28 protein-coding genes are annotated in these 25,561 nt (G+C 38.9%); 12 read left to right on the forward strand and 16 right to left on the reverse strand.

Annotation, left to right across the window (positions count from 1 at the left end):
- Nucleotides 1-28 precede the first annotated feature (28 nt).
- Nucleotides 29-1,459, reverse strand: coding sequence for an aspartate ammonia-lyase (gene aspA / locus AC0KUU_RS18780; RefSeq protein ID WP_013057771.1), 1,431 nt, complete (start codon nucleotides 1,457-1,459; stop codon nucleotides 29-31).
- Between the two features lie 20 nt (nucleotides 1,460-1,479).
- The gene (locus AC0KUU_RS18785; RefSeq protein WP_043981468.1) at nucleotides 1,480-2,463 is read right to left on the reverse strand and encodes an asparaginase; all 984 of its coding nucleotides are present in this window, start codon (nucleotides 2,461-2,463) and stop codon (nucleotides 1,480-1,482) included.
- A 267-nt stretch (nucleotides 2,464-2,730) separates the two neighbouring features.
- On the opposite strand from AC0KUU_RS18785, the gene AC0KUU_RS18790 reads away from it, so the two are divergent.
- Nucleotides 2,731-3,087 (forward strand): helix-turn-helix domain-containing protein, encoded by a 357-nt coding sequence (locus AC0KUU_RS18790; protein ID WP_322552230.1) that lies wholly within the window; start codon nucleotides 2,731-2,733, stop codon nucleotides 3,085-3,087.
- Nucleotides 3,088-3,110: 23 nt separating this feature from the next.
- Here AC0KUU_RS18790 and AC0KUU_RS18795 read toward each other — a convergent pair whose 3' ends face one another.
- The 3 genes from AC0KUU_RS18795 to AC0KUU_RS18805 all read right to left on the reverse strand — a co-directional run bounded on the left by AC0KUU_RS18795 (nucleotide 3,111) and on the right by AC0KUU_RS18805 (nucleotide 5,597).
- Nucleotides 3,111-3,503 carry a hypothetical protein gene (locus AC0KUU_RS18795; RefSeq protein ID WP_043981467.1) on the reverse strand — a complete coding sequence of 131 codons (393 nt, stop codon included), beginning with the start codon at nucleotides 3,501-3,503 and terminating at the stop codon, nucleotides 3,111-3,113.
- 146 nt (nucleotides 3,504-3,649) lie between these two features.
- Nucleotides 3,650-3,820, reverse strand: a complete 171-nt coding sequence (locus AC0KUU_RS18800) for a hypothetical protein (protein ID WP_013057775.1) — start codon at nucleotides 3,818-3,820, stop codon at nucleotides 3,650-3,652.
- 286 nt (nucleotides 3,821-4,106) lie between these two features.
- The gene (locus AC0KUU_RS18805; protein ID WP_322552231.1) at nucleotides 4,107-5,597 is read right to left on the reverse strand and encodes an MFS transporter; all 1,491 of its coding nucleotides are present in this window, start codon (nucleotides 5,595-5,597) and stop codon (nucleotides 4,107-4,109) included.
- A 295-nt stretch (nucleotides 5,598-5,892) separates the two neighbouring features.
- On the opposite strand from AC0KUU_RS18805, the gene AC0KUU_RS18810 reads away from it, so the two are divergent.
- The 5 genes from AC0KUU_RS18810 (at nucleotide 5,893) to AC0KUU_RS18830 (ending at nucleotide 9,895) form a co-directional block, all read left to right on the forward strand.
- Nucleotides 5,893-6,207 (forward strand): ArsR/SmtB family transcription factor, encoded by a 315-nt coding sequence (locus AC0KUU_RS18810; RefSeq protein WP_013083854.1) that lies wholly within the window; start codon nucleotides 5,893-5,895, stop codon nucleotides 6,205-6,207.
- A gap of 70 nt (nucleotides 6,208-6,277) precedes the next feature.
- On the forward strand, nucleotides 6,278-6,706 hold the full coding sequence (locus AC0KUU_RS18815) for a DMT family transporter (protein ID WP_043981465.1): 429 nt from the start codon (nucleotides 6,278-6,280) through the stop codon (nucleotides 6,704-6,706).
- Between the two features lie 12 nt (nucleotides 6,707-6,718).
- Nucleotides 6,719-7,171: a DMT family transporter gene (locus AC0KUU_RS18820; protein WP_013057779.1), complete on the forward strand. Its 453-nt coding sequence runs from the start codon at nucleotides 6,719-6,721 to the stop codon at nucleotides 7,169-7,171.
- A gap of 240 nt (nucleotides 7,172-7,411) precedes the next feature.
- Complete coding sequence (locus tag AC0KUU_RS18825; RefSeq protein WP_322552232.1) at nucleotides 7,412-7,867, forward strand: hypothetical protein; 456 nt, start codon at nucleotides 7,412-7,414, stop codon at nucleotides 7,865-7,867.
- 405 nt (nucleotides 7,868-8,272) lie between these two features.
- On the forward strand, nucleotides 8,273-9,895 hold the full coding sequence (locus AC0KUU_RS18830) for an APC family permease (protein WP_043981464.1): 1,623 nt from the start codon (nucleotides 8,273-8,275) through the stop codon (nucleotides 9,893-9,895).
- A gap of 30 nt (nucleotides 9,896-9,925) precedes the next feature.
- On the opposite strand, the gene AC0KUU_RS18835 is transcribed toward AC0KUU_RS18830, so the two are convergent.
- From AC0KUU_RS18835 to AC0KUU_RS18860, 6 genes are all read right to left on the reverse strand, one after another.
- On the reverse strand, nucleotides 9,926-10,345 hold the full coding sequence (locus tag AC0KUU_RS18835) for an Rrf2 family transcriptional regulator (protein WP_013057782.1): 420 nt from the start codon (nucleotides 10,343-10,345) through the stop codon (nucleotides 9,926-9,928).
- 99 nt (nucleotides 10,346-10,444) lie between these two features.
- The gene (locus AC0KUU_RS18840) at nucleotides 10,445-11,089 is read right to left on the reverse strand and encodes a hypothetical protein (protein WP_043981463.1); all 645 of its coding nucleotides are present in this window, start codon (nucleotides 11,087-11,089) and stop codon (nucleotides 10,445-10,447) included.
- Nucleotides 11,090-11,281: 192 nt separating this feature from the next.
- Nucleotides 11,282-11,647, reverse strand: a complete 366-nt coding sequence (locus tag AC0KUU_RS18845) for a hypothetical protein (RefSeq protein ID WP_043981462.1) — start codon at nucleotides 11,645-11,647, stop codon at nucleotides 11,282-11,284.
- A complete protein-coding gene (locus AC0KUU_RS18850) occupies nucleotides 11,644-11,949 on the reverse strand; it encodes an antibiotic biosynthesis monooxygenase family protein (protein ID WP_043981461.1) in 306 nt (101 codons plus the stop codon). Before AC0KUU_RS18850 ends, AC0KUU_RS18845 begins: the two co-directional genes overlap by 4 nt.
- A 163-nt stretch (nucleotides 11,950-12,112) precedes the next feature.
- On the reverse strand, nucleotides 12,113-13,345 hold the full coding sequence (gene ystJ, locus AC0KUU_RS18855; protein WP_043981460.1) for an NADP-dependent malic enzyme: 1,233 nt from the start codon (nucleotides 13,343-13,345) through the stop codon (nucleotides 12,113-12,115).
- Between the two features lie 270 nt (nucleotides 13,346-13,615).
- A complete protein-coding gene (locus tag AC0KUU_RS18860; RefSeq protein WP_162214542.1) occupies nucleotides 13,616-14,410 on the reverse strand; it encodes an AAC(3) family N-acetyltransferase in 795 nt (264 codons plus the stop codon).
- 316 nt (nucleotides 14,411-14,726) lie between these two features.
- Here AC0KUU_RS18860 and AC0KUU_RS18865 point away from each other — a divergent pair, with 316 nt between their 5' ends.
- Both AC0KUU_RS18865 and AC0KUU_RS18870 read left to right on the forward strand, forming a co-directional pair.
- Nucleotides 14,727-15,731, forward strand: a complete 1,005-nt coding sequence (locus AC0KUU_RS18865) for a DUF3231 family protein (protein ID WP_473452931.1) — start codon at nucleotides 14,727-14,729, stop codon at nucleotides 15,729-15,731.
- Between the two features lie 235 nt (nucleotides 15,732-15,966).
- On the forward strand, nucleotides 15,967-16,497 hold the full coding sequence (locus AC0KUU_RS18870) for a GNAT family N-acetyltransferase (RefSeq protein WP_043981457.1): 531 nt from the start codon (nucleotides 15,967-15,969) through the stop codon (nucleotides 16,495-16,497).
- 40 nt (nucleotides 16,498-16,537) lie between these two features.
- Here AC0KUU_RS18870 and AC0KUU_RS18875 read toward each other — a convergent pair whose 3' ends face one another.
- Entirely contained in the window at nucleotides 16,538-17,287 is a 750-nt protein-coding gene (locus AC0KUU_RS18875) for an SDR family NAD(P)-dependent oxidoreductase (protein ID WP_043981456.1), read from the reverse strand.
- A 199-nt stretch (nucleotides 17,288-17,486) separates the two neighbouring features.
- Between AC0KUU_RS18875 and AC0KUU_RS18880 the strand changes: the two genes are divergently transcribed.
- Nucleotides 17,487-17,753, forward strand: coding sequence for a hypothetical protein (locus AC0KUU_RS18880; RefSeq protein WP_043981455.1), 267 nt, complete (start codon nucleotides 17,487-17,489; stop codon nucleotides 17,751-17,753).
- 51 nt (nucleotides 17,754-17,804) lie between these two features.
- On the opposite strand, the gene cysI is transcribed toward AC0KUU_RS18880, so the two are convergent.
- Nucleotides 17,805-19,526, reverse strand: coding sequence for an assimilatory sulfite reductase (NADPH) hemoprotein subunit (gene cysI / locus AC0KUU_RS18885; RefSeq protein ID WP_016764771.1), 1,722 nt, complete (start codon nucleotides 19,524-19,526; stop codon nucleotides 17,805-17,807).
- Between the two features lie 22 nt (nucleotides 19,527-19,548).
- On the reverse strand, nucleotides 19,549-21,357 hold the full coding sequence (locus tag AC0KUU_RS18890) for an assimilatory sulfite reductase (NADPH) flavoprotein subunit (protein ID WP_043981454.1): 1,809 nt from the start codon (nucleotides 21,355-21,357) through the stop codon (nucleotides 19,549-19,551).
- A 618-nt stretch (nucleotides 21,358-21,975) separates the two neighbouring features.
- Between AC0KUU_RS18890 and AC0KUU_RS18895 the strand changes: the two genes are divergently transcribed.
- Together AC0KUU_RS18895 and AC0KUU_RS18900 are read left to right on the forward strand one after the other, a co-directional pair.
- Entirely contained in the window at nucleotides 21,976-22,158 is a 183-nt protein-coding gene (locus AC0KUU_RS18895) for a YolD-like family protein (RefSeq protein WP_013083869.1), read from the forward strand.
- Nucleotides 22,159-22,183: 25 nt separating this feature from the next.
- Entirely contained in the window at nucleotides 22,184-22,336 is a 153-nt protein-coding gene (locus AC0KUU_RS18900; protein WP_165574954.1) for a hypothetical protein, read from the forward strand.
- 34 nt (nucleotides 22,337-22,370) lie between these two features.
- Here the strand turns inward: AC0KUU_RS18900 and AC0KUU_RS18905 are convergent, their stop codons facing one another.
- The gene (locus tag AC0KUU_RS18905; protein WP_237074414.1) at nucleotides 22,371-23,978 is read right to left on the reverse strand and encodes an MDR family MFS transporter; all 1,608 of its coding nucleotides are present in this window, start codon (nucleotides 23,976-23,978) and stop codon (nucleotides 22,371-22,373) included.
- A gap of 22 nt (nucleotides 23,979-24,000) precedes the next feature.
- Nucleotides 24,001-24,453 carry a MarR family winged helix-turn-helix transcriptional regulator gene (locus tag AC0KUU_RS18910; RefSeq protein WP_043981452.1) on the reverse strand — a complete coding sequence of 151 codons (453 nt, stop codon included), beginning with the start codon at nucleotides 24,451-24,453 and terminating at the stop codon, nucleotides 24,001-24,003.
- A gap of 158 nt (nucleotides 24,454-24,611) precedes the next feature.
- Between AC0KUU_RS18910 and AC0KUU_RS18915 the strand changes: the two genes are divergently transcribed.
- Entirely contained in the window at nucleotides 24,612-25,382 is a 771-nt protein-coding gene (locus AC0KUU_RS18915; protein ID WP_043981451.1) for a MerR family transcriptional regulator, read from the forward strand.
- Nucleotides 25,383-25,561 lie beyond the last annotated feature (179 nt).

Consider the following 25,561-nt stretch of genomic DNA (forward strand, 5'->3'; position numbering starts at 1 on the left):
AACGGCTTCCTTATGGAAGCCGTTCTTTTTACTGACGATCAAACAATGAACTTCCTGCAATACCAGGGTTCGTCATTTCAAATGGATTTAAAATAAGATCTAATTCTTCTTCTGTTAACACATCGTATTGAAGGCAAAGCTCACGAATTGGTTTTCCTGTTAAAATCGCTTCACGCGCAATACGCGATACGACTTCATAGCCTAAGTGAGGGTTAACAGCTGTAATAATCCCTACGCTTTTTTCTACATATTCTTTCATGCGCGTTTCGTTTGCTTCAATTCCTGCTAAACAGTGATCTGTAAAGCTTCTGAAACCGTTGTTCATGATGCTGATTGATTGAAGCAAGTTAAATACAAGCACAGGTTCCATGACGTTAAGCTCCATCTGACCTGCTTCTGAAGCAAGAGAGATTGTTTGGTCATTTCCCATTACTTGAAACGCAATTTGATTGATTAATTCAGCCATAACCGGGTTTACTTTTCCTGGCATGATTGAAGAACCAGGCTGACGAGCAGGAAGGCTGATTTCTCCTAGACCTGCACGAGGTCCAGAGGCCATTAAACGCAGGTCATTTGCAATTTTAGACATATTCGTCATACAGATTTTAAGCGCTGCAGATACTTCTGTATAAGCATCTGTATTTTGAGTAGCATCTACTAAATGCTCTGCATGCACAAGCGGCAGACCACTGATATCCGCTAAGTGTTTGACTACATTTTCAATATAGCGAGGATCTGCATTTAAGCCTGTTCCAACAGCTGTCGCCCCCATATTTACTTCATGCAAGTGGTCACGCGTTGCGCTGATACGCTTAATGTCGCGCGCTAACACGCGGCTGTATGCTTCAAACTCTTGACCAAGACGAACGGGTACAGCATCTTGAAGGTGCGTACGGCCCATTTTAATTACATGATCAAATTCTTGCGCTTTTCGTTTAAACACATCATGCATGTCATTCATTGTAACAAGAAGTTTATTTAATAAGTTCAGCGTTGAAATATGGATAGCCGTTGGAAATACATCATTTGTTGACTGAGACATATTCACATGGCTGTTAGGACTTAATTTACCATATTCCCCTTTGTTATTTCCCATAATTTCAAGAGCACGGTTCGCAATAACTTCATTGGCATTCATATTCATTGATGTTCCTGCTCCGCCTTGAATAGGGTCAACAATAAAATATTCATGCCACTGACCTGCTAAAATCTCATCAGCAGCTTGAACAATTGCATTTCCAATACCTTCATATAAGCGCTTTGTATCCATATTTGCAAGCGCTGCCGCTTTTTTTACAATAGCAAGCGCTTTAATCATTTCTTCATGTACTTTATAACCCGTAATCGGAAAATTTTCTACGGCACGTGCGGTTTGTACACCGTAGTATACGTCTGCTGGGATTTGTTTTTCTCCTAGAAAATCAGCTTCTGTACGATATCCTGCTGTTTCTTGTTTCATAGCTGTACCTGCTTTCTTTTTTAATTAATATCTTCTGCAATCGATGTTTCCATTATCTTTTTAACTTGGTGAGGATCTTTGGTTTGTCCGAGCACCCACATTAATTTAGGAACAATGGCTTCTGTGTTCATGTTTTTTGAGCGAACGACGCTGTCATGATTAATCATTCGGCCTACTTCATAAATGCCCATGTCTTCTCCTTCTTCAAGACACTGAGTCGTAATGACAACGGATACACCGTGGTTTGTTAACTCAACAAGCTTGGCTAAAATGTTACGAACTTGAAATGGAATGCCTCCACTTCCATAGCTTTCAACAACAACGCCTTGATATACATCCTTTAATCCATCGAAAAATTCGGGTTTAATGCCGGGAAACAGTTTAACAACCGCTACATCCGTACAAAGAGATGTATTAACCACCAACTCTTCTTTACTAGAGCGAACGGATTTTGTATATTCCACCGTATTATCATGGATAGACGCCACGTATGGATAATTAATGCTTTCAAATGCATCATAGCTTTTTGTACGAAGCTTAATTGCTCTTGTACCTTGAATCACACGACCGTCAAAGACTACATAAACTCCGCCTGTTTCTTCACATGCAAAGCGAATCGCATCTGCAATGTTGCGCTTCGCGTCCGTTTTACTAAATGAAATAGGAATTTGAGATCCGGTAATCGCAATTGGTTTTTTAGAATGCTGAAGCATGTAAGAAAGAGCTGCCGATGTGTAGGCCATTGTATCAGTTCCATGGGTAATAACAAAACCATCGTATTCATTATAATGCTCTTCAATCGCTTTTGCCATCTCTATCCAACATTCTGGCTGCATATTTGTACTGTCAAGATTCATAAGAGATTTGCTGTCAATTTGACAGTGTTCATTTAAATCAGGTATGTAGCTTAGTAATTGATCTGGCTCCATTCCAGGAACAAGTCCATTTTCACCTTCAAGTGAAGCGACCGTTCCACCAGTTGATAACAATAATAGTTTTTTCAAAACCGACATCCCCTTTGCTTAATTTTTGTAAAAAAACCTGACAATCTATCAAATAAATTATATTCATTTCGCGTACTTCACCTGTAATTATAGTAACCAAAAATCAATAAATCAAGAGAAAAATTATTCGTTTCGCGTACACTTTTCTCTGCAGCAATGATATAATGAATAAAAATGTAAATTAGCTCACGGTTTGATTACAAAGATCTGCGCGCGAGCTGAATGCCTCGGTTTTTTACATACTACACCTACAAAGGAGCGTCATGAATGTTAAGCAGATTAGCTCAACTCAGGAAAGAAAAAAAATGGTCTCTTCAATATACAGCTGACCAGCTTGAAATTGCTAAAAGCACCTACGCAGGATACGAATCTGGCTATCGTCGTCCTTCTCTTGAAGCACTCGTTACAATCGCAGAACTATTTGATACATCAACAGACTACTTGCTAGGTAAGGAAAAAGAACCTCACTCTCTTTCAGATGCACCCATCGAATTAACATCGCCTCAAACTCATACGATTACGGTCGACGGTGCGGAACTATCTCAAGAAGAAATTCAGCAGCTGACGGCTTTTATTCGTGCTAAAAGACAAATTGAAAAAGAAACTGAACCTTCTTCAATTTAAAGAAGATTAGAAGCAGGGTGCTTCTAATCTTCTAGCTGCATTTCTAAATACCCTACTACTTCTTTTGTTATTTCCTCTTCTGTTTCTTCCAGCAGCTCGCCGGTTATCTTGCTGCCTGGGAGCTTCCTCGAAGAACGGATGCCCCAAAACGTGCGTACACAGTGCCAGATAGGAATAAAAAGACTGTCTAAAAACTCATCTTTTTCCAAAATACCCACTTGAATAGTGGTGTGGTAACCGGGCTGAAAAGCATTTTCCCCTTCACGGATCACACCTACAGAAATCTCCATCCCTTTTTTTTCAAAAGCTTCTTTATATTGTGCATATATTGATTTGAGAAGTTCTTGCATAGATCTTTCAACTGTATGTATATGTTGTTCTAACTGCGGCGTAAATTGTTTTGCGGTGTATTCCATCTATCTCCCTCTTCTTTCGGTTCCCTATCCCTTATTTTAGCGACTTTCATTTTATTGTATCATAAGAAAAGCTTTTATCTGTTTAGCAGAAAACCCCGCTTTTTTATAGAAAAGCGGGGTTCATACGTACCTTTACGAGCAATAGCTTACATTGCTTTGTCTTGTTTAGAAGATGATTTTAATTTTTTATTTTTAGTTGGATCTGGCTCATTAGAAGACATGATGATGTTTCCTTCGCCGTTGCACACTTTGCACTTTATAAATCCAAATTTCTTACCGGCTCCTTGGCATTGTGGACAAACATATCGAATTGGCATAAACTGTACCTTCCTTCTTTCTAATTTATACCTGCGCCTTGAAAGCGCCTGTGGCTAGTTTATAATTTTATTATAAGTTGTACAATCCACCCTATCAAGACGTGCCAAATTGCACATCTTTAATGGCAAGAAATCCTCCCTTTCTAAAATTCACCTGAAAAATGAGTCGATAGACAGGAAAATTTCTTTTCTTGTCAAAAGGCAATACGTCAGAGGAAGTTTCTTATTGGATATAATTAGCGATTGTTTGCGCTGAAAATTTTGCGTTTTTTCGCGAAGTTATAGGTTAAACAACCGTTTTATCTCGGATTTCTTTTGAAATGGTTACGTCTTTCCAAAGCTGTTCGTATTTATAACCCGTTAAACTTTCACAAACCGCTTTCGCTTCAGGAGTAACGTCTTTCGCTCGGCCTCCCTTTTTTCTTCTTTGAATTTCAGTTAATAAGATTTTGTGATTTTCCGGACTTATTTTAAACCATATAGTTGCGATAATTCCAGCGAGAATCAAAATAGCAGGTACAATCATGAACAGCTTTTGCAAGCCGGCTAGCATAGACGCTGACTGCTCGGCGTTTGGTACATAGCCAATATTCTTTAAGGCAACACCAACCAGAAAAATCGCAAGCGCCTGAGAAGATTTTCGAATAAACGACATCAGCCCTGCATACACGCCTTCTCTTCTTTTTGTCGTAATCATTTCATCTACATCTGATACGAACGGCAGTACATTCCATGGAATCATAATCGCTCCAGAATGACCGCTTCCTAAGAAAAATGCTGCTAAGTAAATAAGAACTAAAGAGCTGTCTGTTGTTAGGAAACTGAATAAAACAATGCCCGTTCCCCAGATGATCATGCTGAAGTTATAGGTTAATTTATTTCCTAACTTAATGGCTATGTATGTAACAAGAGGAATAAATAGCACCTGTGTAATTTGCACAAAGCTTAGGGTGTCTGCATAAATAGCTTCGCGCAGCATGTAATACGCAATAAAATAAAAGAAAAGAGCATTAAATACATCCATTGCAATGTAAGATGCTAAGTACATGGCAAGGTACACGTTAAACGACTTATTTTTAAATGCACTTCCAAAACTGATAAAAAGCTGCTTAAATTCTAACCAAAATCTGTTTTTCTTTTTTCGTTCCACTACTTCTCCGCTATCCCAAGTTCCTTTATAGACAAAAATCCATGGAAGAGCAAAAAGAAGACCAAAGATAATGCCCATGATTAAATATCCTTGTCCACCTGGAAACGCATCAATGATTCGTTTTGGAAAGAAAGCGCCTAAAAATGAAGCGCCTTGCGAAAAGACCATGCGTATTCCCGTCATTTTCGAACGAATGCTATAATCTGTCGTCATCTCTGCTGCTAGCGTATTGTAAGGAACCATGACCATACCAAACGCCGTGTTAAATAAAAGGTAGGCTAAGATAAAATAGGTGTATTTGAACATATGCGAGCCTTCAATAGGAATCCACAGCATAGTGAACGTGATGGCAACTGGAATGATTCCAAAAAGAAAAAAGACTCTTCTTCGTCCTTTTTTTGTCTGAAGATGATCAGATATGTACCCAATGGTTGGATCTAACAAAGCATCCCACACTTTTCCAAGAGCTACAATCGTTCCTGCTTCTACAGGAGAAAGCCCGACTACATCCGTTAAAAAAACCATAAATAATGTGCCGATAATAAAAAAGGATCCTCCGCCAAACAAATCCCCAAATCCATACGCTACCATATTACGAAAGCGCACTTGTTTTGTTTTCCCTTGCATATGCAGCCCTCCCCCTGAGTAAATAGACTAGCTTCCTTTGTTATTCACTTTTTTCTATTTTACTAAACTACCCCTTGAAAAATAAGGAATATGTCACCTTTTCTACTCAAAAGAATAAGATACTTCTTGGTCATATAAATAGAAAAAGGGCTGGGTAAACCGTTCTTTTTTATCCTCTATTATAAGTTGACTTTTTTTTCACAGCTGTTATAATTCAACCCATCGCTTGTTATTCAACTATAAAATGCAAACTTGAACATTTGACATCTGAGCTGTGACGAATAAAATAATAAGTATGAAACCTATTGATATCTTTAAAGCATTATCTAATGAAACTCGATTAAATATATTGGAGTGGTTAAAAGAACCTGAAAAGCATTTTAAAGACAAACAAGCACATTTGCCTAAGGAGGTCAGCAGCAGAGGCGGTGTTTGCGTGGGAGATATTCAGGAAAAAGCTCAGCTGTCTCAGTCCACAGTGTCCAGTTATCTTTCCATGATGCAAAAAGCAGGTTTGTTAGAGTCAATTCGGCACGGTCAATGGACATACTATCGCCGAAACGAAGAAACGCTTCAAGAGCTTTCTTCATTCTTACGAAAAAAACTTTAACGAGTTTTTTTCACTTATTATATCTATTTTTCTAGATATACAAATATAAAGAAATATTGGAGTGATAAACGTGAAGTTGTTGGTTTATTTGATTGCGGTTCTAGGCGGCGCTGCTTTAAGTATGGAAGGCGCTATTGCCGGAGAACTTGGAAAAACAGTGGGGAAACTTGAAAGCAGTTATTATATTTTTATCATGGGAACACTCATTTTAGGTCTGACCACTTTATTTGCTGGAAAAGGAGATTTACCTTACGTCTTAAAAGCACCTAAGTGGAATTTAACCGGCGGTTTATTAGGTACGGTGTATTTAACAATTCTAGTGATTAGTATCCCCTTTATCGGAATTGGCGTTTCAATGGTTGCTGTTATTGTGGGCCAAATGATTACAAGTATGATTATTGAGCATTTTGGTTGGCTTGGCAGCAGCAAAATTAAAATTAACAAAGAACGCGTAATGGCTATTGTATGTATGGGAATTGCGCTTGTACTTATTTTCTAGGAGGGTTTTACGATGAGTTTATTGATGGTGATACTTACCTTAATAGGAGGATTAACGCTAAGCGCTCAGTCTTCTATTAACGGCACACTAAGTAAAAAAACAGGTACGTTTGAAACAGCTTTTTTAACCTTTGCAACAGGTGCCATGATTTTAACAATTGTCGTCGTATTCTTTGGTCAAGGAAACATTCTCTCGGTTTTCGATGTCCCTAAATGGCAGCTTACCTGCGCTTTATTCGGAGCATCTTATTTATTTCTAACGGTTTTAGCTGTACCTAAAATTGGTGTAACAGCAGCTAATATCTCAACTGTTATCGGTCAGTTATTTGCAAGCATGATTATCGACCATTTTGGCTGGTTTGGAAGCAAGGAAGTCCCCTTTGATCTATCCCGCTGGATTGGTGTAGCATTTATGTTATTAGCTCTTTATTTTATTTTTAAAGGCAATAAGAAAACAGCAGCATAAAATGTTCATGAAAATAGCCAAGTGTCCCTATGTAAAGGCACACTTGGCTATTTTTGTACGTAAACCGCATTTGAATTTTCAATCAATTATTTAGAACATATTTTATTTAAACTAAATTGATTTTAAATAAGGTAAATTCCACAAAAAAAATTGTGCATACCTTCCTGCCTTTGTTCAAAAGATAAAGAGGCAGATCTAGAAAATCAGCTACATAAACGAACAGGTAAGGTGGGTTTTTTCGTGGGAAAATTTTTATTTTTAGCAGCATTTGTCTTTTTTTGTTTTACGCTTTCCATTTCCGCAGAAGAAAATATACCAGAAGAAAATATAGAATCACACGTAAGTCAGCCTGTTGTAAAAGATTTTATTTATCAATCTCTTGAACCTTGGGTACATCAAGATATTACTTCTCATTATGAGAAGGTTTACCGTAAACAGCATAAAAAAGTAAAAGTTCGCCCTATTAAAAAAGATGATATCGGGATACAAATGGGTGAAATACAGCCCGGTAAAGGCGGTAAGTTCACTCATATTGTGCGGGTGAAAATCTTAAACTTAAAAGTAAAACCTGAAGGAGAAGATGAATTTTTTGCAACGGATACGCTTATTTATAAAGTGAATATCAACGAACTTTCTGCTGAAAATGATGTAGAAAACGTCGTAAAACTACTCGAGTATAAACATCAAGAAAGATAAAATTCCAACTCTCCCCCCTTTTGAAGGTATTTATTCCTCTATTCAAAAGGGGCTTTATTATGAAGTGTGTTTTCTCTTCACATATTTAGGGAATATAATTATCACTTATCCCCTAATTTTTTCATATTGCTAGTGCATAAGGTATGAACTTGATAACTTTTTGTCGGTTTTTATCTATTTCTGTAGGGTTTCCTGTAGGATGAAAAAGAAAGTAAAGCGCTTTAATTATCGTGACAGAAAGGTTGAGGATAGCTGTCCTGCGTAACTGGAAATCAATAGGTATTAAGAACTGCATGCAACGACAAAAGTTGACAACCAAAGATTTCAGAATAATAATAATAAAGCAACAATGTTTACAACAGTGTTTAAATGAAAGACTTATTTTACATGAAAGGTGTTAGTCAGATGAACAATTTACATCGAAGAATGGGAACATTCGCGTTAACCATGACGGGACTTGGATCAATTATTGGTTCCGGCTGGTTATTTGGAGCGTGGCGAGCAGCTCAAATTGCAGGGCCGGCTGCTATTTTATCATGGGTCATTGGAATGGTCGTTATTTTATTTATTGCACTTTCTTACAGTGAATTAGGATCCATGTTTCCCGAAGCCGGCGGGATGGTCAAGTATACGCAGTACTCACACGGTTCGTTTATTGGTTTTATCGCTGCTTGGGCAAACTGGATTGCGATTGTATCCGTTATTCCAGTCGAAGCAGTAGCTTCTGTACAGTATATGAGTTCGTGGCCTTGGAAGTGGGCACAGTGGACAAGCCACCTCGTAGAAAAAGGAACGTTAACTGGCGAAGGATTAGCTATCGCTACTGTGCTATTGATTATTTACTTTTTACTGAATTATTGGACAGTTGGACTATTTTCCAAGGCCAACTCGTTAATCACTATTTTTAAAATTGTTATACCGGGACTTACAATTGGAGCACTTTTATTTGTCGGCTTTCACGGCGAGAACTTCACTTCTGGAAGCAGCATCGCACCAAACGGCTGGGCTAGTGTGCTAACAGCTGTTGCTACGTCTGGAATTGTATTCGCTTTTAACGGCTTTCAAAGCCCCATTAATATGGCTGGAGAAGCAAAGAATCCTGGGAGATCTATTCCAATTGCGGTTGTAGGCTCAATTTTAGTGGCTACTGTCATTTATTTGCTTCTTCAAATTGCTTTTATCGGGGCGGTAAATCCTTCTGATATTGCGAAGGGATGGAGTCATTTAAATTTCAACTCTCCATTTGCAGATTTAGCCATTGCCCTTAACATTAACTGGCTTGTCATTGTCCTGTATGCAGATGCGTTTGTTTCACCATCTGGAACAGGTATTACGTATACAGCTACTACTGCTCGAATGATTTATGGTATGGAACAAAATAAATATTTGCCAAGTGTTCTAGGACGCCTTCATCCTATTTATGGTGTTCCGCGTCAAGCCATGTTTTTTAACTTAGCTGTTGCTCTTGTCTTTTTGTTTTTATTTCGAGGCTGGGGCGTGCTTGCTGAAATTATTTCAGTCGCTACGCTTATTTCTTACATTACAGGTCCTGTTACGGTTATGACGCTAAGACGAACTGGAAGCGATTTATATCGTCCCCTTCGTTTAAAAGGATTAAGCATTATTGCGCCGCTCGGCTTTATTTTTGCTTCATTAACGCTATATTGGGCGCGCTGGCCGCTAACTGGACAAGTTTTGTTTATTATTTTAATCGGCCTGCCTATTTATTTTTATTATCAAGCAAAGGCTAAATGGAAGGGATTCCGCCAGAACTTCAAAGGTGGCGTATGGATGGTTGTATACTTACTTTGTATGATGACTATTTCATGGCTTGGAAGCGAAAAGTTTGGGGGCCTTAACGTCATTAAATATGGATGGGATATGGGAATTATTGTTGTTGTTTCTCTTCTCTTCTACACATGGGCTTTAAAAAGCGGCTTTAAAACGGAGTATTTAGAGAATGGAAGAAAAGTAAATGACGACTTAAAAGCAGCAGCGGCTGAAACAGCCGCTTCCAAAGAGTCATAACAAAAGCACCTTGCTCATGCAAGGTGCTTTTTAGTGAGCAGTTCTAACTTTTTTCAGCACGTCTTCGATCGTAATTTGATCTAAATGCCTGATTACGCTTTGCTCACTCTCTGTAAAAATGTCGTCCATCACTGTTTGAATGTTTGATTTGACAATACAGTCAGCGTCAGGGTCGCCGCTGCACCAGTGAGGCTTCAGCGTTCCTGTCGATATAACCCGGTAAATCAATCCAAGACTTATTTCAGCAGGGCTGCAGCCTAAAGTATAACCGCCGCCTAGCCCTTCTTTTGTCCGAACCAAGTTGTTTTTTCTGAGTGTACTCATTATTTTCCGAACCCGTGCAGGATTGGTACAGATGTTATAAGCAATCGATTCACTGCTTGCTCGGTGATCTGGTAAATTTGCTAGGAACACTAAGCTGTGCACGGCAATGGTAAATTCACTGTTCATCTTCCATAAACCACCTTTTTTCTTTCTCTACTGTAACGTTAAGTGACACAGTTGGAAAAGTCAAGAGAGCAAGGAGGGAAAGAAGAACTGTAGCTTTATTTATTCACGGTCTTCTTTTTCTATACTTTCTACTTCATTAGCTGAGTTGATTTCAAGGTATACCGTCTTTTCTTTTAAACTGCCCTTTTCTTCTTTTTCAAAGTCTGTGCTTTTTTGATACGTTTTTTTGCCGTTTGGAACTTTTACCGTTATATGTTTGTTACTTTCTTCTATAAAAACACCTACAATTTTACGCTCGTCTCCATCTTGTTCATAAACGCCATTTTTATCTGCTTTTGCTTTTGGAGTTAATTCAATACTAGTTGCTTCTTGTTTAGCTGCGTCAATTTCAGCTTCTACTTCTTTATTAATCATATCTTTTAGCTGTGAGCCTTCCACTTCCATCCCAGAGCTTTTTGGTACTTTAACGAGTTGATCATCGATATTCAGCGTTATTTCTTTTTCAGCGTCTTTTTTTAACGTACCGATCAAGTCAAAATCTTCATCTTTCCCTTTTTTAATGTCCGGGTCACTCGAATACTGCTGTAGCTTTGTCAATTCTTGACGGTCTTCAATTGGTTTTTCCTCTGCTTTATGATTATCAGATTTTGTTTTATTAGCTGGTTCACCTGAACAAGCTGCCGCACTTCCAATCATACATATAGCGATTAAAGACAGGGTTCCTTTTGTTAGCTGTTTTTGCATATGTATTCTCCTTTTTCTTTTTTATTTCCACCTTTATACATATGTAAAACAAAAAAAGTGAGACATAACTACATACAGGAAACCTACGTTCATTCTACTCGTGAAAAAATCCGAACAGATTAAATTCTCTTTCAAGAATCAAACCCGTTCGGATTTTCTTTTAACTAAAACACTTTTGTCCTAGCCTCTTTTTTAAAGCTGCTGTTGCTTCAGTATATGATTTGCTTCTTCTAAGTAAGTCACATACGCCTGTACTTGTTTATCACCGTAATTATCTAATTCAAACAGCGCTTCTTGTATAAAATTAAAATTATCAATAATATGCTGTGTTTTCATGCCTCGGCTTGTGAGTAAATTGTTTAACCATAAGGCGTAGTCCGTAAAAATTTGCAGGTTGTCTAACTTATATGTTGTCTCAAGATACTTCATATGATAATGATTATCTTCATGGCATCTTTCTTTGCCGCGCTCTCCGAATTTTTCGAGCAAAGAAGGTTCTAACTCGTAGATTTTATCCGTTACTCTTTCGACGATCTTATTAACGGGAAGTGAACTCATCGTGCCACCACTTTGTACTGGGAAACTTTTGGGATGACGGCTGCCAGTTCTTGATCAGGGTATTTTTTCTCTAAATCATGAATACGCTTGAAATCTTCGCTTCGTACCCAGCTTAAATAATTCTCTTTCGTATCAAATGTAAGCTGAACGGTGAGCTCCCCTGCTCGCTTATCGTTTTGAAGAAGTAGAAAGTCTACAAATCCTGGAGCCTCGTCGACGGATTTTGAACGACTTTTATAAATTCCAATCACTTCTTCAGCTTTTTCATCCGGTACATTAAATGTTGAAAATACGGTGTACATCTTTGTTCCTCCCTTTATGATACAAAACCTGGGTTCTTTTCTCTTTATTGTACATCATATGGGAGATGAAATGGTGTTACGTTTAGATTTCACAGCGGTTACAGCAGATTTTTAAAACAAAAAGCCCTTTGAAACAGCGTTTCAAAGGGCTTTTTTACCGTTATTAGTTTTCGATTTTTGTTAATTGTTCTGTATGTGTTTTTACACGTGCTGGATCAATTGTAATACGGGCAACGCCTGAATCCATTGCCGCTTTTGCTACAGATTCTGCTACAGCTGGCGCTACGCGAGGATCAAATGGTCCAGGGATAACGTAATCTGCGTTTAGCTCTTCTTCTGTAATAAGGGCTGCAATTGCTTCAACAGCAGCTTTTTTCATTTCTTCATTGATATGAGTAGCGCGAACGTCTAACGCACCGCGGAAAATTCCAGGGAATGCAAGAACGTTATTTACTTGGTTAGGGAAGTCTGAACGACCTGTTCCAATAACAGCCGCTCCTGCTTCTTTTGCCGCGCCTGGCTTGATTTCTGGATTAGGATTTGCCATCGCAAAGATAATTGCATCTTCATTCATTGATTTAACCATCTCTTGAGATAATGCATCTGCTGCAGATACGCCGATAAATACATCTGCGCCTTTAATTACATCGCTTAGCGTACCGCTTTCTTTGTTTACATTTGTATAAGAAGCCACTTCCGCTTTTACTTTGTTCATACCTTGAGGGCGTCCTTCATAAATAGCACCTCTTGTATCACACATAATCATGTCACGTACGCCGTAAGAATAAAGAAGTTTTGTAATGGCAATGCCGGCAGCTCCTGCTCCGTTTAAGACGATTTTTAAGTCTTCCATTGATTTGTTTACAATTTTTAATGCATTTACAAGTCCTGCTACCGTTACGATTGCTGTACCATGCTGATCATCATGGAATACAGGAATATCTACTTCTTTTTTCAAGCGCTCTTCAATTTCAAAGCACTGTGGAGCTGCGATATCTTCTAAGTTAATGCCTCCGAATGTGTGAGCCATTAATTTTACAGTTTCAACAATTTTATCTGTATCTGTTGTATCAAGTGCAATTGGGAATGCGTCTACGCCTGCAAAGCTTTTAAATAAAATTGCCTTTCCTTCCATAACAGGAAGTGAAGCTGCAGGTCCGATGTTTCCAAGGCCAAGAACAGCCGTACCATTTGTCACAACGCCGACCATGTTTCCTTTCATTGTGTAATCATACACCGTTTCTGGATGTTCATGAATTTCTTTACAAGGTTCTGCTACTCCTGGAGAGTAAGCTAAGCTTAAATCTTGAGCGTTTTGAACTTCAACTTTTGATTTAACTTCTAACTTACCTTGTTTTTCTTGATGCATATGTAGTGCTTGATCACGTAGTGACATAATTGTATTCTCTCCTTTTTTTCTATACATTTAAATTTTTTGATGAATTTATTTAACACTTGCTTTTTATCTCCATAATTGTAAGACAACCTGACCGAATAAATTCACTGACAAGTGCCATTATGAAACAAGGAATATAAAAAGTAAACTATCTTGCTTAAACCACTTCTGCGCTTTGTTATTATAAAGTCTAGACGCAGCGGCAACTCATGTTTGTCTCACTTTAAGTTGTCTGATATACAGACAACTTAGAAAGCATACAACCGCTCACTATAGCGCTTTCAAATACGTTTCAGCAAAATCGACGGCTTTAGGCATTGAAAAGAAGTATGCACGTGCTGAACCGATTTTTTCAGCTTTTATTCCTTTTGCTTCAATAAACGCTTCACCTATCTTTTCAAACAGCTCTTCTCTAAACTCTAATTCTTTATACGTCTTCCATACTCGCTTTCCTCCATCCATAACTGGAGATCCTTTTTGAATCACGTTTCGATATGGAATACGATATTCTGCTAGATGAAAAGAAGTATTGTTCCCAAACCCGACACCTAATAATAAAACAAAGGCATGTTTTTTGTAAAGCCTTTCAAGAGGAGAATTTTCGCCTAAACTGAATTCAAGGGGATGATCTCTTAAGATGTCTTCGCTGCCCTTTCCCCAAGCGGCGAATGAATACATTGGATGGCTGCTTCTTCTTACGCCAGGGTATGTTCGAAAAGTTTCCACGATTTGTCCCATACCGCTTGTTGGTGTATGAGCTGGATCATATGCGGGCATCGTTTCCCGAATAGTTTCCCACCACTCTTTTGGCACAGCCGGATTGCCCCATTCTGATGGATCCGAAAGATCGACCGACTGTGACGGCATCACGATCGTTCCTTCCTCTGTCACTGTCTCCATTAAAGCTTGAACAACGGCTACTGAACCTCCGTTTACCCACCCTAATGAAGATAGCGAAGAATGAACCATGATAGTCATCCCTTTTGTTATGCCTAACCTGCGTAAATCTTCTTTTAATGTATCTTTCGTTCTAGGATGATCTGTTGCTTGGACAATGTGCTTCATCGTAAGCTCCTTACTTATGGTGCTGCTAGAATGTGTTGCCAGACTCTAGCAATATATGTAAAACTTATGTTTCCATAATAGTAAGAATAACACCAATTGTCAAATTATTTAAAGTAATAGAAAAACTTAGTTTTATTCATATCAGTTATCATACAACTGACTTGTTGGTAAGGTTTATTTCTTTCAATTATCTTACTATAATAACCGCTACTGAAGCTTTTCAATAAATTAAAAAGAAGAATATTCCTATAAATAAAAGAAATACTAATGAAGCTATACTATTTACCTATCACTATTTTCAGGAGGAATGTGTACAATGAGCACATCAAAACTTCCGCCGCTCACGTCCTCAGAGCTTGCTAACTTATGGATGACTTATCAGGAAAAAACGATGATTTTGAGGTTTTTAGAATATTGTCTTGAAGGTAAAGAAGATCATAAAGAGCTTTTTGAGCTGTATTATAGCTACTCATTAAATATTACCGAGCAAATCAAAGAAATTTTAGAGCACGAAGGTGCAGTTATTCCTTTAGGCTTTACTAAACATGATGTAAATCTAGGAGTGCCGAAACTGTTCGACCCTATGTTTGAAGTCATGTACGTACGCTTAATGGCTCAAATTGAGACTGGACTGTTCGCTTTGCATTCAACGATGTCCTACCGGGAAGATATCAGAAGTTTTTTCGTAAACGCAACAGCAGAAGCGCAGCAAATATACAATCAGTCTACTCAGATATTATTAGAAACCGGCGTCATTGCAAAGCCTCCTTACGTTTCAATGCCAAAAGAAGTTCGGTTTGTCCACGAACAAAATTATATCGGAGGGTTAAGCTGGCTTAGTGAAAAAAGATCACTTAATACAATTGAAGTGTCTCTTATCCAACATGCGGTTGATACAAATCTTGTAGGAATGCAGCTGATGATTGGCTTTGCTCAAGCAGCTAGCAACAAAGAGGCACAGCAGCATTTTGTCAACGGAATGAAGCTTTCAAAAAAAATTGAAACAGAACTAGGAGATATTTTACGTCATAGCTATATAGAGCCTCCTGCTACGCATGCAGGAAAAGCGACAAGCTTAACGATCTCCCCTTTTTCAGATAAATTAATGATGTACAACACGAGTCTTCTGAGCACCTTTGGTCTAGGAAGCAATGCTTTAGGAGGCGCTTTTAGTTTACGAAGTGATTTGCCACTGAAGATGCTGCAGCTGGCTAAAGATATTTATTTCTTTGCGAAAGAAGGCGGTAAAGTCATGATTCAAAACGGATGGCTTGAAGAGCCTCCTCAAATTGAAGATCGCAATCAGTTAACTAAAAAATAGGTTCTTTCCTATAGGAAAGCTAGCTGCTCTACGTGCAGCTAGCTCTATTTGTTTTTTTAGTATACTGTTTTTAGGGCTAGTACGTAACAACTGTTTGCGTTATTTAGAAGTTTTCCCGTCTTTTTCTCAGTCGTTTAGCTCGTACTTCCACTTAATTTATAACAGAAAAATAAAATAAAAGGTATTTTCTCTGAGCTGACGAAATCTTTCTATATAAAATAGAAAGGAGAAAAGTATGTTTCCTATTCTTCTTACACCTCGCACTACACTGCGTGAAATAACAGAAGTCGATGCAGATACTATCTTTGACTGCTTCTCTCAGAAAGAAGTTATTAGATATTACGGGCAAGAAAAATTCACAACAATTCAAGAGGCTCTGGTTCTGATTGATATTTTTGCTGAAAATTACAGAAAGCAAAAAGGCATGCGCTGGGGAATTGAACGGCTCGATACGGGGGAATTAATCGGGACAGTTGGATTTAATCAGTGGAACCAAAAGCATAAGCGCGCGGAAATTGGCTATGACCTACTCCCTCAGCACTGGGGTCACGGCTATGCTTCAGAAGCTGCTTCGGCTGTTATGGCTTATGGCTTTGATACCCTTCAGCTAGTGAGGATTGGAGCTGTTGTGTTTCTTGAAAACAAAGCATCACAGCATGTGCTTGAAAAGCTCGGGTTTCAAAAAGAAGGAGTGTTAAAAAACTATATGTATCAAAACGGAAAAGCTCACGATACGTTTGTTTATAGTTCCCTGCCTGCTACATAATAAAAAAGGATTCTTTTCTTAAGAAGAATCCTTTTTCCTTTTATTTAAATGCCGCATACCCATCATCAGCCATGATGACGCTGCCGTTTACAGCTCCCGCTTCTTCTAAGGAAAGCAAATAAACCATATCTGCAATTTGTTTTGGTGTAGTAAGCTTTCTGCTCATCGTTTTCGCTTTCATTCCTTCAATCATACCGTTGTCTTTATAGCCTTGAATAATGGGCGTATCAACAAATCCTGGCGCAATGGCGACGACGCGAATACCGTATTTAGCGAGATCTAGCGCAGCTGATTTCGTCATCATCACAACAGCTCCTTTCGTTGCGTGATAGGCATAGGTACCGGGTGAGGCTAAGAAGCTAAAAATAGATGCCGTATTGATAATGACGCCTTTAATACCTAACTCTCTCATTTTCCTGCCCGCTGCCATAATCCCGTATGTAACGCCGTGCTGATTCACATTAATAATGCGGTGATATTCTTCTAAGTCTTGATCCAAAATAGACGTAGGGCGTCCAATACCTGCATTGTTAAACATCACATCAATTCGCCCAAAGCGGTTCACGGTTTCTTCAATCAGTGCTTCCACTTCTTCAAACTTTGTGACGTCCGTTTGCACAAATAAAGCGCTCCCTCCAGCTTCTTCAATTTTTTGAAGGGTATCTTTTCCTTTCCCTTTATCATAATCAGCAATGACCACCGCGTCTCCTTTTTGCGCAAACTTTAAGGCAGTTTCTTTGCCAATTCCGCTTGCTCCCCCTGTAATAACCGCTACTCGTTTTTGCTGCATGTTTCTCCCTCCTTGGTGAAAATTCCTTTCTTTTACATTATAGCATTCTTTTTTTCTATCAGCTGTTTCTATTGATTACTTCATTGCCGTGAAATTAGTTAACTGGGACATAGTTGAACGCCTTTTTTAATAAAAATCAGCGTGTGTACAAGCAGTCTGTTATTTTTTGCATTTACTATAGTGTAAGGAGGTGATGGTTATGCATGAACACACAGATAATGTATCTATTCCCCGTCCTCCGGATGTGGTGACAATTCTGTGGGAGCGAAATCCTTTGGATAGACAAGCTCCTCGTACTGTCGTAGAAGCAACAGTAATCGGCAGCGCAAATCCTTGCGGACGTTTGTTAGCTCAAGGTCAGCGCTACCGCACTGCAGCTCATTGTTTGCTTGACAACGGCTTTGAACAAATTACTGCTGAAAGATTAGGAGTATTTGGAGTAGCTGTATTTGTTAGAGAATATTAAAATAGAAAAAAGGGACCTTTCTGTAAGTTTAGAAAGGTCCCTTGATACGTATTATGCGTGGAAATTCGTGCCGTCTGTTACAGCTTCGATTACACCAGCGCGAATGACAAAGTCACCAAAGTGCTCGCCTTCTTCTCTCTCTTTTGCATAGCGAGGAAGCAAGACACGCAGTTCGTTTAAAATTTCTTCTTCACTGATATTTTCACGGTACATTTTACTTAAGCGGCTGCCATCAAATGCTGCTCCAAGATACATATTGTATTTACCCGGCGCTTTACCGATAAAAGCAATTTCACCTAAAGCAGGACGTGCACAGCCGTTAGGACAGCCCGTCATACGAATGGTAATTTCTTTATCGCGAAGGCCGTTTTCATCTACAATTGCTTCAATTTTCTCAAGAAGAACTGGGAGATAACGCTCAGCTTCTGCCATCGCAAGCCCGCATGTTGGAAGCGATACACAAGCTAATGAACTGCGGCGAAGAGCCGAATAATGCTTGCCGTCAGTTAATCCATATTGTTCGATGAGATCACTAATTTGTTTTTTCTTTTCAGTTGATACGTTCGCGATAATTAAATTTTGATTGGCCGTTAAACGGAAATCACCGCTATGAACTTTTGCAATTTCACGAAGACCCGTCATAAGCTTATAGTCTTCAAAGTCAGCAATACGTCCGCCTTGAACAAAAAGAGTAAAGTGCCATTTTCCTTTTACACCTTTTTCCCAGCCGTAGCGGTCGCCGTTATGATCAAAGTGATAAGATTTTGCTTCGTCTAAGCTCCAGCCCAGACGATTTTCAAGCTCTTCTTTTACCGTTTCTAATCCAAGACGATCAACCGTGTATTTAAAACGCGCGTTTTTACGTACAGAGCGGTTTCCATAATCACGTTGAATCGTAATGATTTTTTCAGCTACTTCTAGAATTTGATCAGGTCGACAGAACCCAATCACTTTTGCAAGCTGAGGGTAAGTTGCTTTATCTCCATGCGTCATACCCATACCGCCGCCGATTGCTACGTTAAAACCAACAAGTTTCTCGTCTTCTAAAATGGCAATAAAGCCAAGGTCTTGTGAATACACGTCAATATCGTTAGACGGTGGAACAGCTACGCCAATTTTGAACTTTCTTGGCAAATAGAGCGGACCATACATTGGTTCCACTTCTTCTTCCACTTCCGGTGTGCTGATCACTTTCTCTTCATCTAGCCAAAGTTCGTGGTACGCTCTTGTACGAGGCAATAAATAATCACTTAATTTTTTTGACCATTCGAATACTTCAGCGTGTACTTCTGACTGATAGGGATTCGGATTGCACATTACGTTACGGTTTACATCTCCGCAAGCTGCAATTGTATCTAATAACGAAGCATGAATTTCTTGAATCGTTTTCTTCATGTTCCACTTTAAAATTCCGTGCATTTGGAATGCCTGACGAGTCGTCAGCTTTAACGTTCCATTTCCGTATTTTTGTGCTAAATCATCCATCACTAGCCACTGTTCTGGTGTTGAAACACCGCCTGGCGTACGGACGCGAAGCATGAATTGGTAAGCTGGCTCTAGCTTTTGTTTTTGGCGTTCGTTACGAAGATCTCGGTCATCTTGCAAGTAGCTTCCGTGGAACTTCATCAAACGATTATCGTCTTCAGAAATACCTGAGCTGATGCGGTCGAGCATTGTTTCTCCTAATGTACCGCGCAAATAATTACTTTCATCTTTTATGCGCTCAACGTCACTTGGAGGACCTTCGGGCGCTTTTAAAATTTTGTTTACCATGTTGAAAATCTCCTTTCAATCCTCAGTATACATCACGCTGATAACGTTTTTGTTTCTTCATTTCAGCAAGGTAACCTTCCGCCTGTTCACGGCTCATCTTGCCTTCTGTTTCGATAATTTCAACTAGCGTGTTGTGCACGTCGCGTGCCATATTTGTTTTATCTCCGCACACATAAAAAGATGCGCCTTCTTCTAACCATTGGAATAATTCTTTACTATGTTCGAGCATACGGTTTTGTACGTATACTTTTTCTTCTGTATCGCGTGAAAACGCCACGTCCATTTTTGTCAGTACGCCATCTTTTAACCACTTTTGCCATTCTGTTTGGTAAAGGAAGTCTGTTACGAAGTGCTGATCTCCAAAGAACATCCATGACTTGCCTTTTGCCCCTGTTTCTTCACGCTCTTGCATAAATGAGCGGAACGGAGCCACACCTGTACCAGGTCCTACCATAATAATTGGCGTTTCTTGATCTTGAGGAAGCTTAAAGTTTTTATTGCTTTGAAGGTATACAGGAATCGTATCGCCTGGTTGCAAACGTTCTGAACAAAGGACTGAACAAACACCTTTGCGCTCGCGTCCATGCGCTTCGTAGCGTACCGCTCCGATTGTTAGATGAACTTCATCAGGGTTTGCTGATAAGCTGCTTGCAATCGAGTAAAGACGCGCTGGCATTTTACGTAGAATGGCTACAAACTCTTGTGCCGATACGTTCCATGGACCGAAGTCACGAACTAAGTCAATTACATCACGGCCTTGTGTGTATGCTTTTAATTCCTCGCGATTTTCTACAAGCGCTTTTAACTTATCGTTTCCCGTAAGCTCAGCTGCTTGCTTTAAAAGAGGCTTTGTTAAAACGGTAATTTCAAAATTAGAGATTAGCGCTTCTCTAAGAGGACGCGTTTCTCCTTCTTTATTAACCGTTACACTTTCACTTGCATCCCACTTGAATTCGTTAAGAAGAAGATCAACAAGCTCCGGGTCATTTTCAGGATAAATACCTAAACTGTCTCCTGGTTCATACGTCAAACCAGAACCTTCTAGAGATAGTTCTAAGTGTCGCGTTTCTTTATTTGATCCGCGGCCGTTTAAGTTTAAGTTCTCAAGCACTTCTGCTTTAAAAGGATTTGTTCTTGAATATGGTGAAGTTCCTGCAGGAGCTTCCGCTGGAACAGCTGCCGAAGCGCTGTGTCCTTTCGCTTCGCTTAATCCGTCAATAACACCTTTAAGCCATTTATTTGCGGGCTCTTCAAAATCTAAATCACAGTCAACGCGCGGATACAGTCTTTCACCGCCAAGTTCTGCTAAGCGCACATCAAATTCTTTTCCTGTTTGACAGAAAAATTCGTATGAGCTGTCTCCAAGCGATAAAACAGAGAAACGGAAGTTCTCAAGTTTTGGCGCTCGACGGCCGTGAAGAAATTCATGGAAAGATAGCGCATTATCAGGCGGCTCTCCTTCTCCATGTGTACTTACGACAATTAATAAATTTTCAAGTTTCTTTAAATTATTTGGTTTGAAATCATTCATAGAAGATACAGTTACATTAAAGCCTTTTGCTTCAAGCGTTTTGCCTGTATTTTCAGCAAGTCCTTGAGCATTTCCTGTTTGTGATCCGTAAAGAATCGTTACGTCTTTTGAAACTGTCTGCTTCGTTTGAGCAGGCGCTGCTGTAGAAACGTCTGGCGTTCCTTCGGCAGACGTAGATTGAGATGCTGTTAAATAACCGCTCAACCACATTTTTTGTGCTTCTGTTAATGTCGGCAGAAGGCGATTAAGCAAATCTGCTTGTTCTTGATTAAAAGGGCTGTTTACTACCTTAAGTTGCAACACTGTCCACCTCACAAAAATATATAATTTAAATATGTATGCTTTTACGAATCATCTTCAACAACATTTAATACCTGTGTCTAATTAATCAATGATGTTTCCCTTCATACATTATTATTCCTATAGATTATATCAAATTTAATTATATAAATCATTAGAAAATTCTTATCAAATTCGTCTACCTGCATTTTATCGGAGAAGAATAAATTAGTAAAATACATATAATTGATAACTAGTATTAAGATCATTAATAATTAAAGCGGTCGTTACGTTTTTTATAAACGCAGTTACTTCTATATTTGTTTATTCTACATCCTTCACATGAATATGAATATTTTGTAATTTTTAGAGAAGTTTTGTAGAAACGGTTTTCTTTCTCATCAGAATGTTACATAATAAATGTAACATTAATCCTTTTAAAAAACACTATACGAAAAAGACAGTATATTCTGAAATTTAGGACAGTTTATAGGTGAGCTAGCAACCTTTTATTCCATCTATTCATACACGTTGAAGAATATAAAGGGAAGCTTGCAGTACATACAATTCCCTTTTGCTCATCTCAAATGAAAGGACTGGCTTTTAAATCAGGTAATCTTTTTTAAGGAGGCTTCTTGAATGTTTTTACGAGAATTAACGAAAAGTGGGACGATAACTGTTTCTTACTATAAAGATGGGACGTTGCAAACGTGCAAAGGCCGCGTGCACAACTTAAATCTCCATCAGCAAATTCTATCCGTAAAAGACGAAAATGAAGCCGTTGTTTCCCTTTTGCTTTCTGATATTAAATCCATTCATTAGTATGTAAAATTAAGGAGGAATTACCATGTGGAAAGATGATAAGCAAGCGCTTACAGATTTTGTGTCGGAAGATCGATTTGAACTGAACTTATATTTAACGTATTTGCTTGATCAAATTTCGTATGACACGTCTAAACAATCTCCTTTTCTTCGTAAGCCTAATGAAACAACTAGTTAATATAGAAAAAAGCGCACAAATTTGTGCGCTTTTTTTAATGTGATGGCTCTACTTCAGCAATGCCTTCTTCTGGTTTTTCTTCGGCTTTTTTATTTGAAAGCTTGATCTGCCTTAAGAACAATGTGCATACCGCTCCTAAAATAATAAAAGCTAAGCCCATGAAAAAGACGCTGTGCAATGCGCTCATTAGCGAGGTCTTCAAAATTGGCACAATGCTGTCTGAAAGCGCAGCTGGAATACTCTTTAGCGCCTCAGGGCTAAACAGCATCTGCAGCACACTTTCAGGATTCGTATCAATCGCTTTTTTAAACCCGTCTGCAAAAGCACTTGCTTGAGCAGGCAATGTGTTTAAATATGGAACGAGTTTGTCACTAAGAAGCGTACCTGATTTTGCATTCATTACCGCTCCTAAGATCGTAATACCGAACGTTCCTCCAATTGAACGGAAAAATTGACTTGATGATGTAACCACACCGAGCTCTTCTTTTGAAAAGCTCTCTTGAAGAGCAAGTGTTAAAATTGGCATTACAAGACCCATTCCTAAACCGATTATGGCCATATAAGAAGTGGCAACAAGTTTGCTAGTATGAAGGTCTAATGTTGTTAACAAGAAGAACCCTCCTGCCATAATGAGCATACCTGTAACAATTTGAGGCTTGATTCCAACTTTATAAACAAGCTGCCCTCCAATAATACTTGTTACAATCATTGAAATCATCATCGGTGTCATAATGGTACCGGATTCCGAGGCGCTGACTCCAACGATTCCTTGCATAAAGAACGGAACAAACGTAATGGCCCCGAACATGCCGATGCTCATAAAAAAGCCAATGATATTTAAAAGCGTAAACGTTCGGTTCTTAAATAAATACATCGGAAGAATCGGCTCTTTCGCTTTCTTTTCCACAATAATAAAGCTTATGATCCCCACAACAGCAAGTGTAAATAGACTAATAATTTGCCAAGAGTTCCAGTCGTAGTCTTTTCCTCCAAAGCTCAGGGCAAGAAGCAAGCTCACTACTCCAATAACCATTGTGAACATACCGGCTACATCGAATTTCACAGGTCCCGTATGTTTCTTTCCTTGAAGTCCCAGGGCAATAAAAACGGTAGCGAGTATCCCTACCGGCAAGTTGATGTAAAATACCCATTTCCAGTTCAGTGAATCAACAATCCACCCGCCAATTTGTGGACCGATGACAGAAGCAAGACCGTAAATTCCTCCGAATACTCCTTGAAATTTTGCTCGTGCTTTTCCTGTAAATAAATCACCGATTACAATCATTGCCATCGGCATCATAACCCCGCCGCCAATTCCTTGTAATGCACGGAATAAAATAAGCTCTGTCATGTTATTTGCCATTCCACATAGAGCAGAAGCAACCATAAAAATAATAAGTCCTGTAACATAAATTACTCTGCGTCCTACTAAATCAGCGAGCTTTCCTGCAATCGGAACAACTGTTGTCGACGTTAATAAATAGGCTGTTGTCAGCCATGTCATCATGCTCAATCCACCAAGATCTCCTACGATTCTTGGCATAGCTGTTCCGACAATGGTTCCATCAAGTGCAGAAAAGAACATCGCAATAATTAACCCAATTAATAAGAGCGTGCGCTTTGAATTTTTTTGATTTTCCATCGTGTGTCTCTCCTCTTTTTTGTTACTGCTGCTTATCTTTATAAGAAGCAGCTGACGTTGCAAGCTTTTTCGTAATAGAAGCCATCATAGAAAGCTCTTCTTCTGTTAAATGCAAAAGATAGCGGTCCATAATGGCTTTTCGACCATTCAGCACATCTTCAAGCTTGTGATACCCAAATTCCGTTAAGGTAATATCAACGACTCGTCTGTCCTCTTTATTATGTTCTCTTACAACAAAATTGTGCTGTTCGAGACGATCCACTAAAAGAGTCACGGCGCTCGGTTTGACATCCATGAGTTCTGCAATTTGAGAAACCTTACTGCTCCCTACTTTCTTTAAATAAGAAAGAACAAATAATTGCGTAGGAGTCATCTCATGCTCATTTAGGCTCTCCATCATTTCGGGCTGCATTTTTTCAAATAGCACTTGAAGCGATGAACGAATCTCTCCAAGATACTGATTGCTTTTTGTCACATCTATTCCTCCAGGCTTGCTTATTTATTTCATGTCATAAATAGTTAATGCTAATTAAATATAAATGCATATAAACTAAAAGTCAATTATTTCTTTTTTAGTATTGACCCTTACGCTGCGTTATATTTTATAGTAGATTTCAGAAGGGAGATGAAAGAATGAACAGAAAAATAAAAGAAGTTGCTGACTTAGTAGGAATCAGCGTCCGCACGCTGCATCACTATGACGAAATCGGGCTATTAAAACCTGATGCCGTTAGTGAATCCGGCTATCGGCTTTATTCAGCGGCTAATCTCGATATGCTTCAACAAATATTATTTTTTAAAGAACTTGGCTTCCCTTTAAAACAAATTCACGAGATTATAACAGACCCGACGTTTAATCGCACAGAAGCATTGATACTGCAAAAAAACATGCTGATTGAAAAACGCAGTCGGCTCGATCAAATGATTGTAACCATTAATAAAACGATTCAATATGAAGAAGGAGCGATTGAAATGAACGAAAAAGAGCGGTTTAAAGGACTGGATTTTTCGCATAACCCATACGAAGAAGAAGCACGGAAGCGCTGGGGAAACCAGCGGGTAGATGAAGCGAATGAAAAAGTACAAAGCTTCTCACAAGAAGAACAGCAGCACATGTCAAACGAATGGGAAAGTATCTACACTCACCTAGCTTCGCTTCGTGATCTGTCACCATCCTCTACAGAAGCTCAAAAAGCTATTGGGAAATGGTATAAATTTTTAAATGAGAACTTTGGAACGTATTCATTAGAAGCCTTTAAAGGTCTCGGAGAAATGTATGTGCAAGATGAGCGATTTACAACTACCATTGACCGCTACGGAAAAGGATTAGCCAAATTTATGAACGAGGCGATGAGTGTATTTGCAGACGCTAAAAACAATAAACAAAAAGACAATGAGATATAACTAAATCAATTCAATCTAAAGACGAACAACTGGCATATATAATCTGACCTGCTTGTTCCGCCGCTGTTGATTTCCGTCCAAGGCTTCGCGTTCCGCGGGCGCCGCTGAGCCTTCAAAACCGCTAGAAGCACCTGCCTATATGAAACTTATGTTCATCACCACAATGAAAAAATCCGAAC

The organism is Priestia sp. ST2, assembly GCF_055810735.1.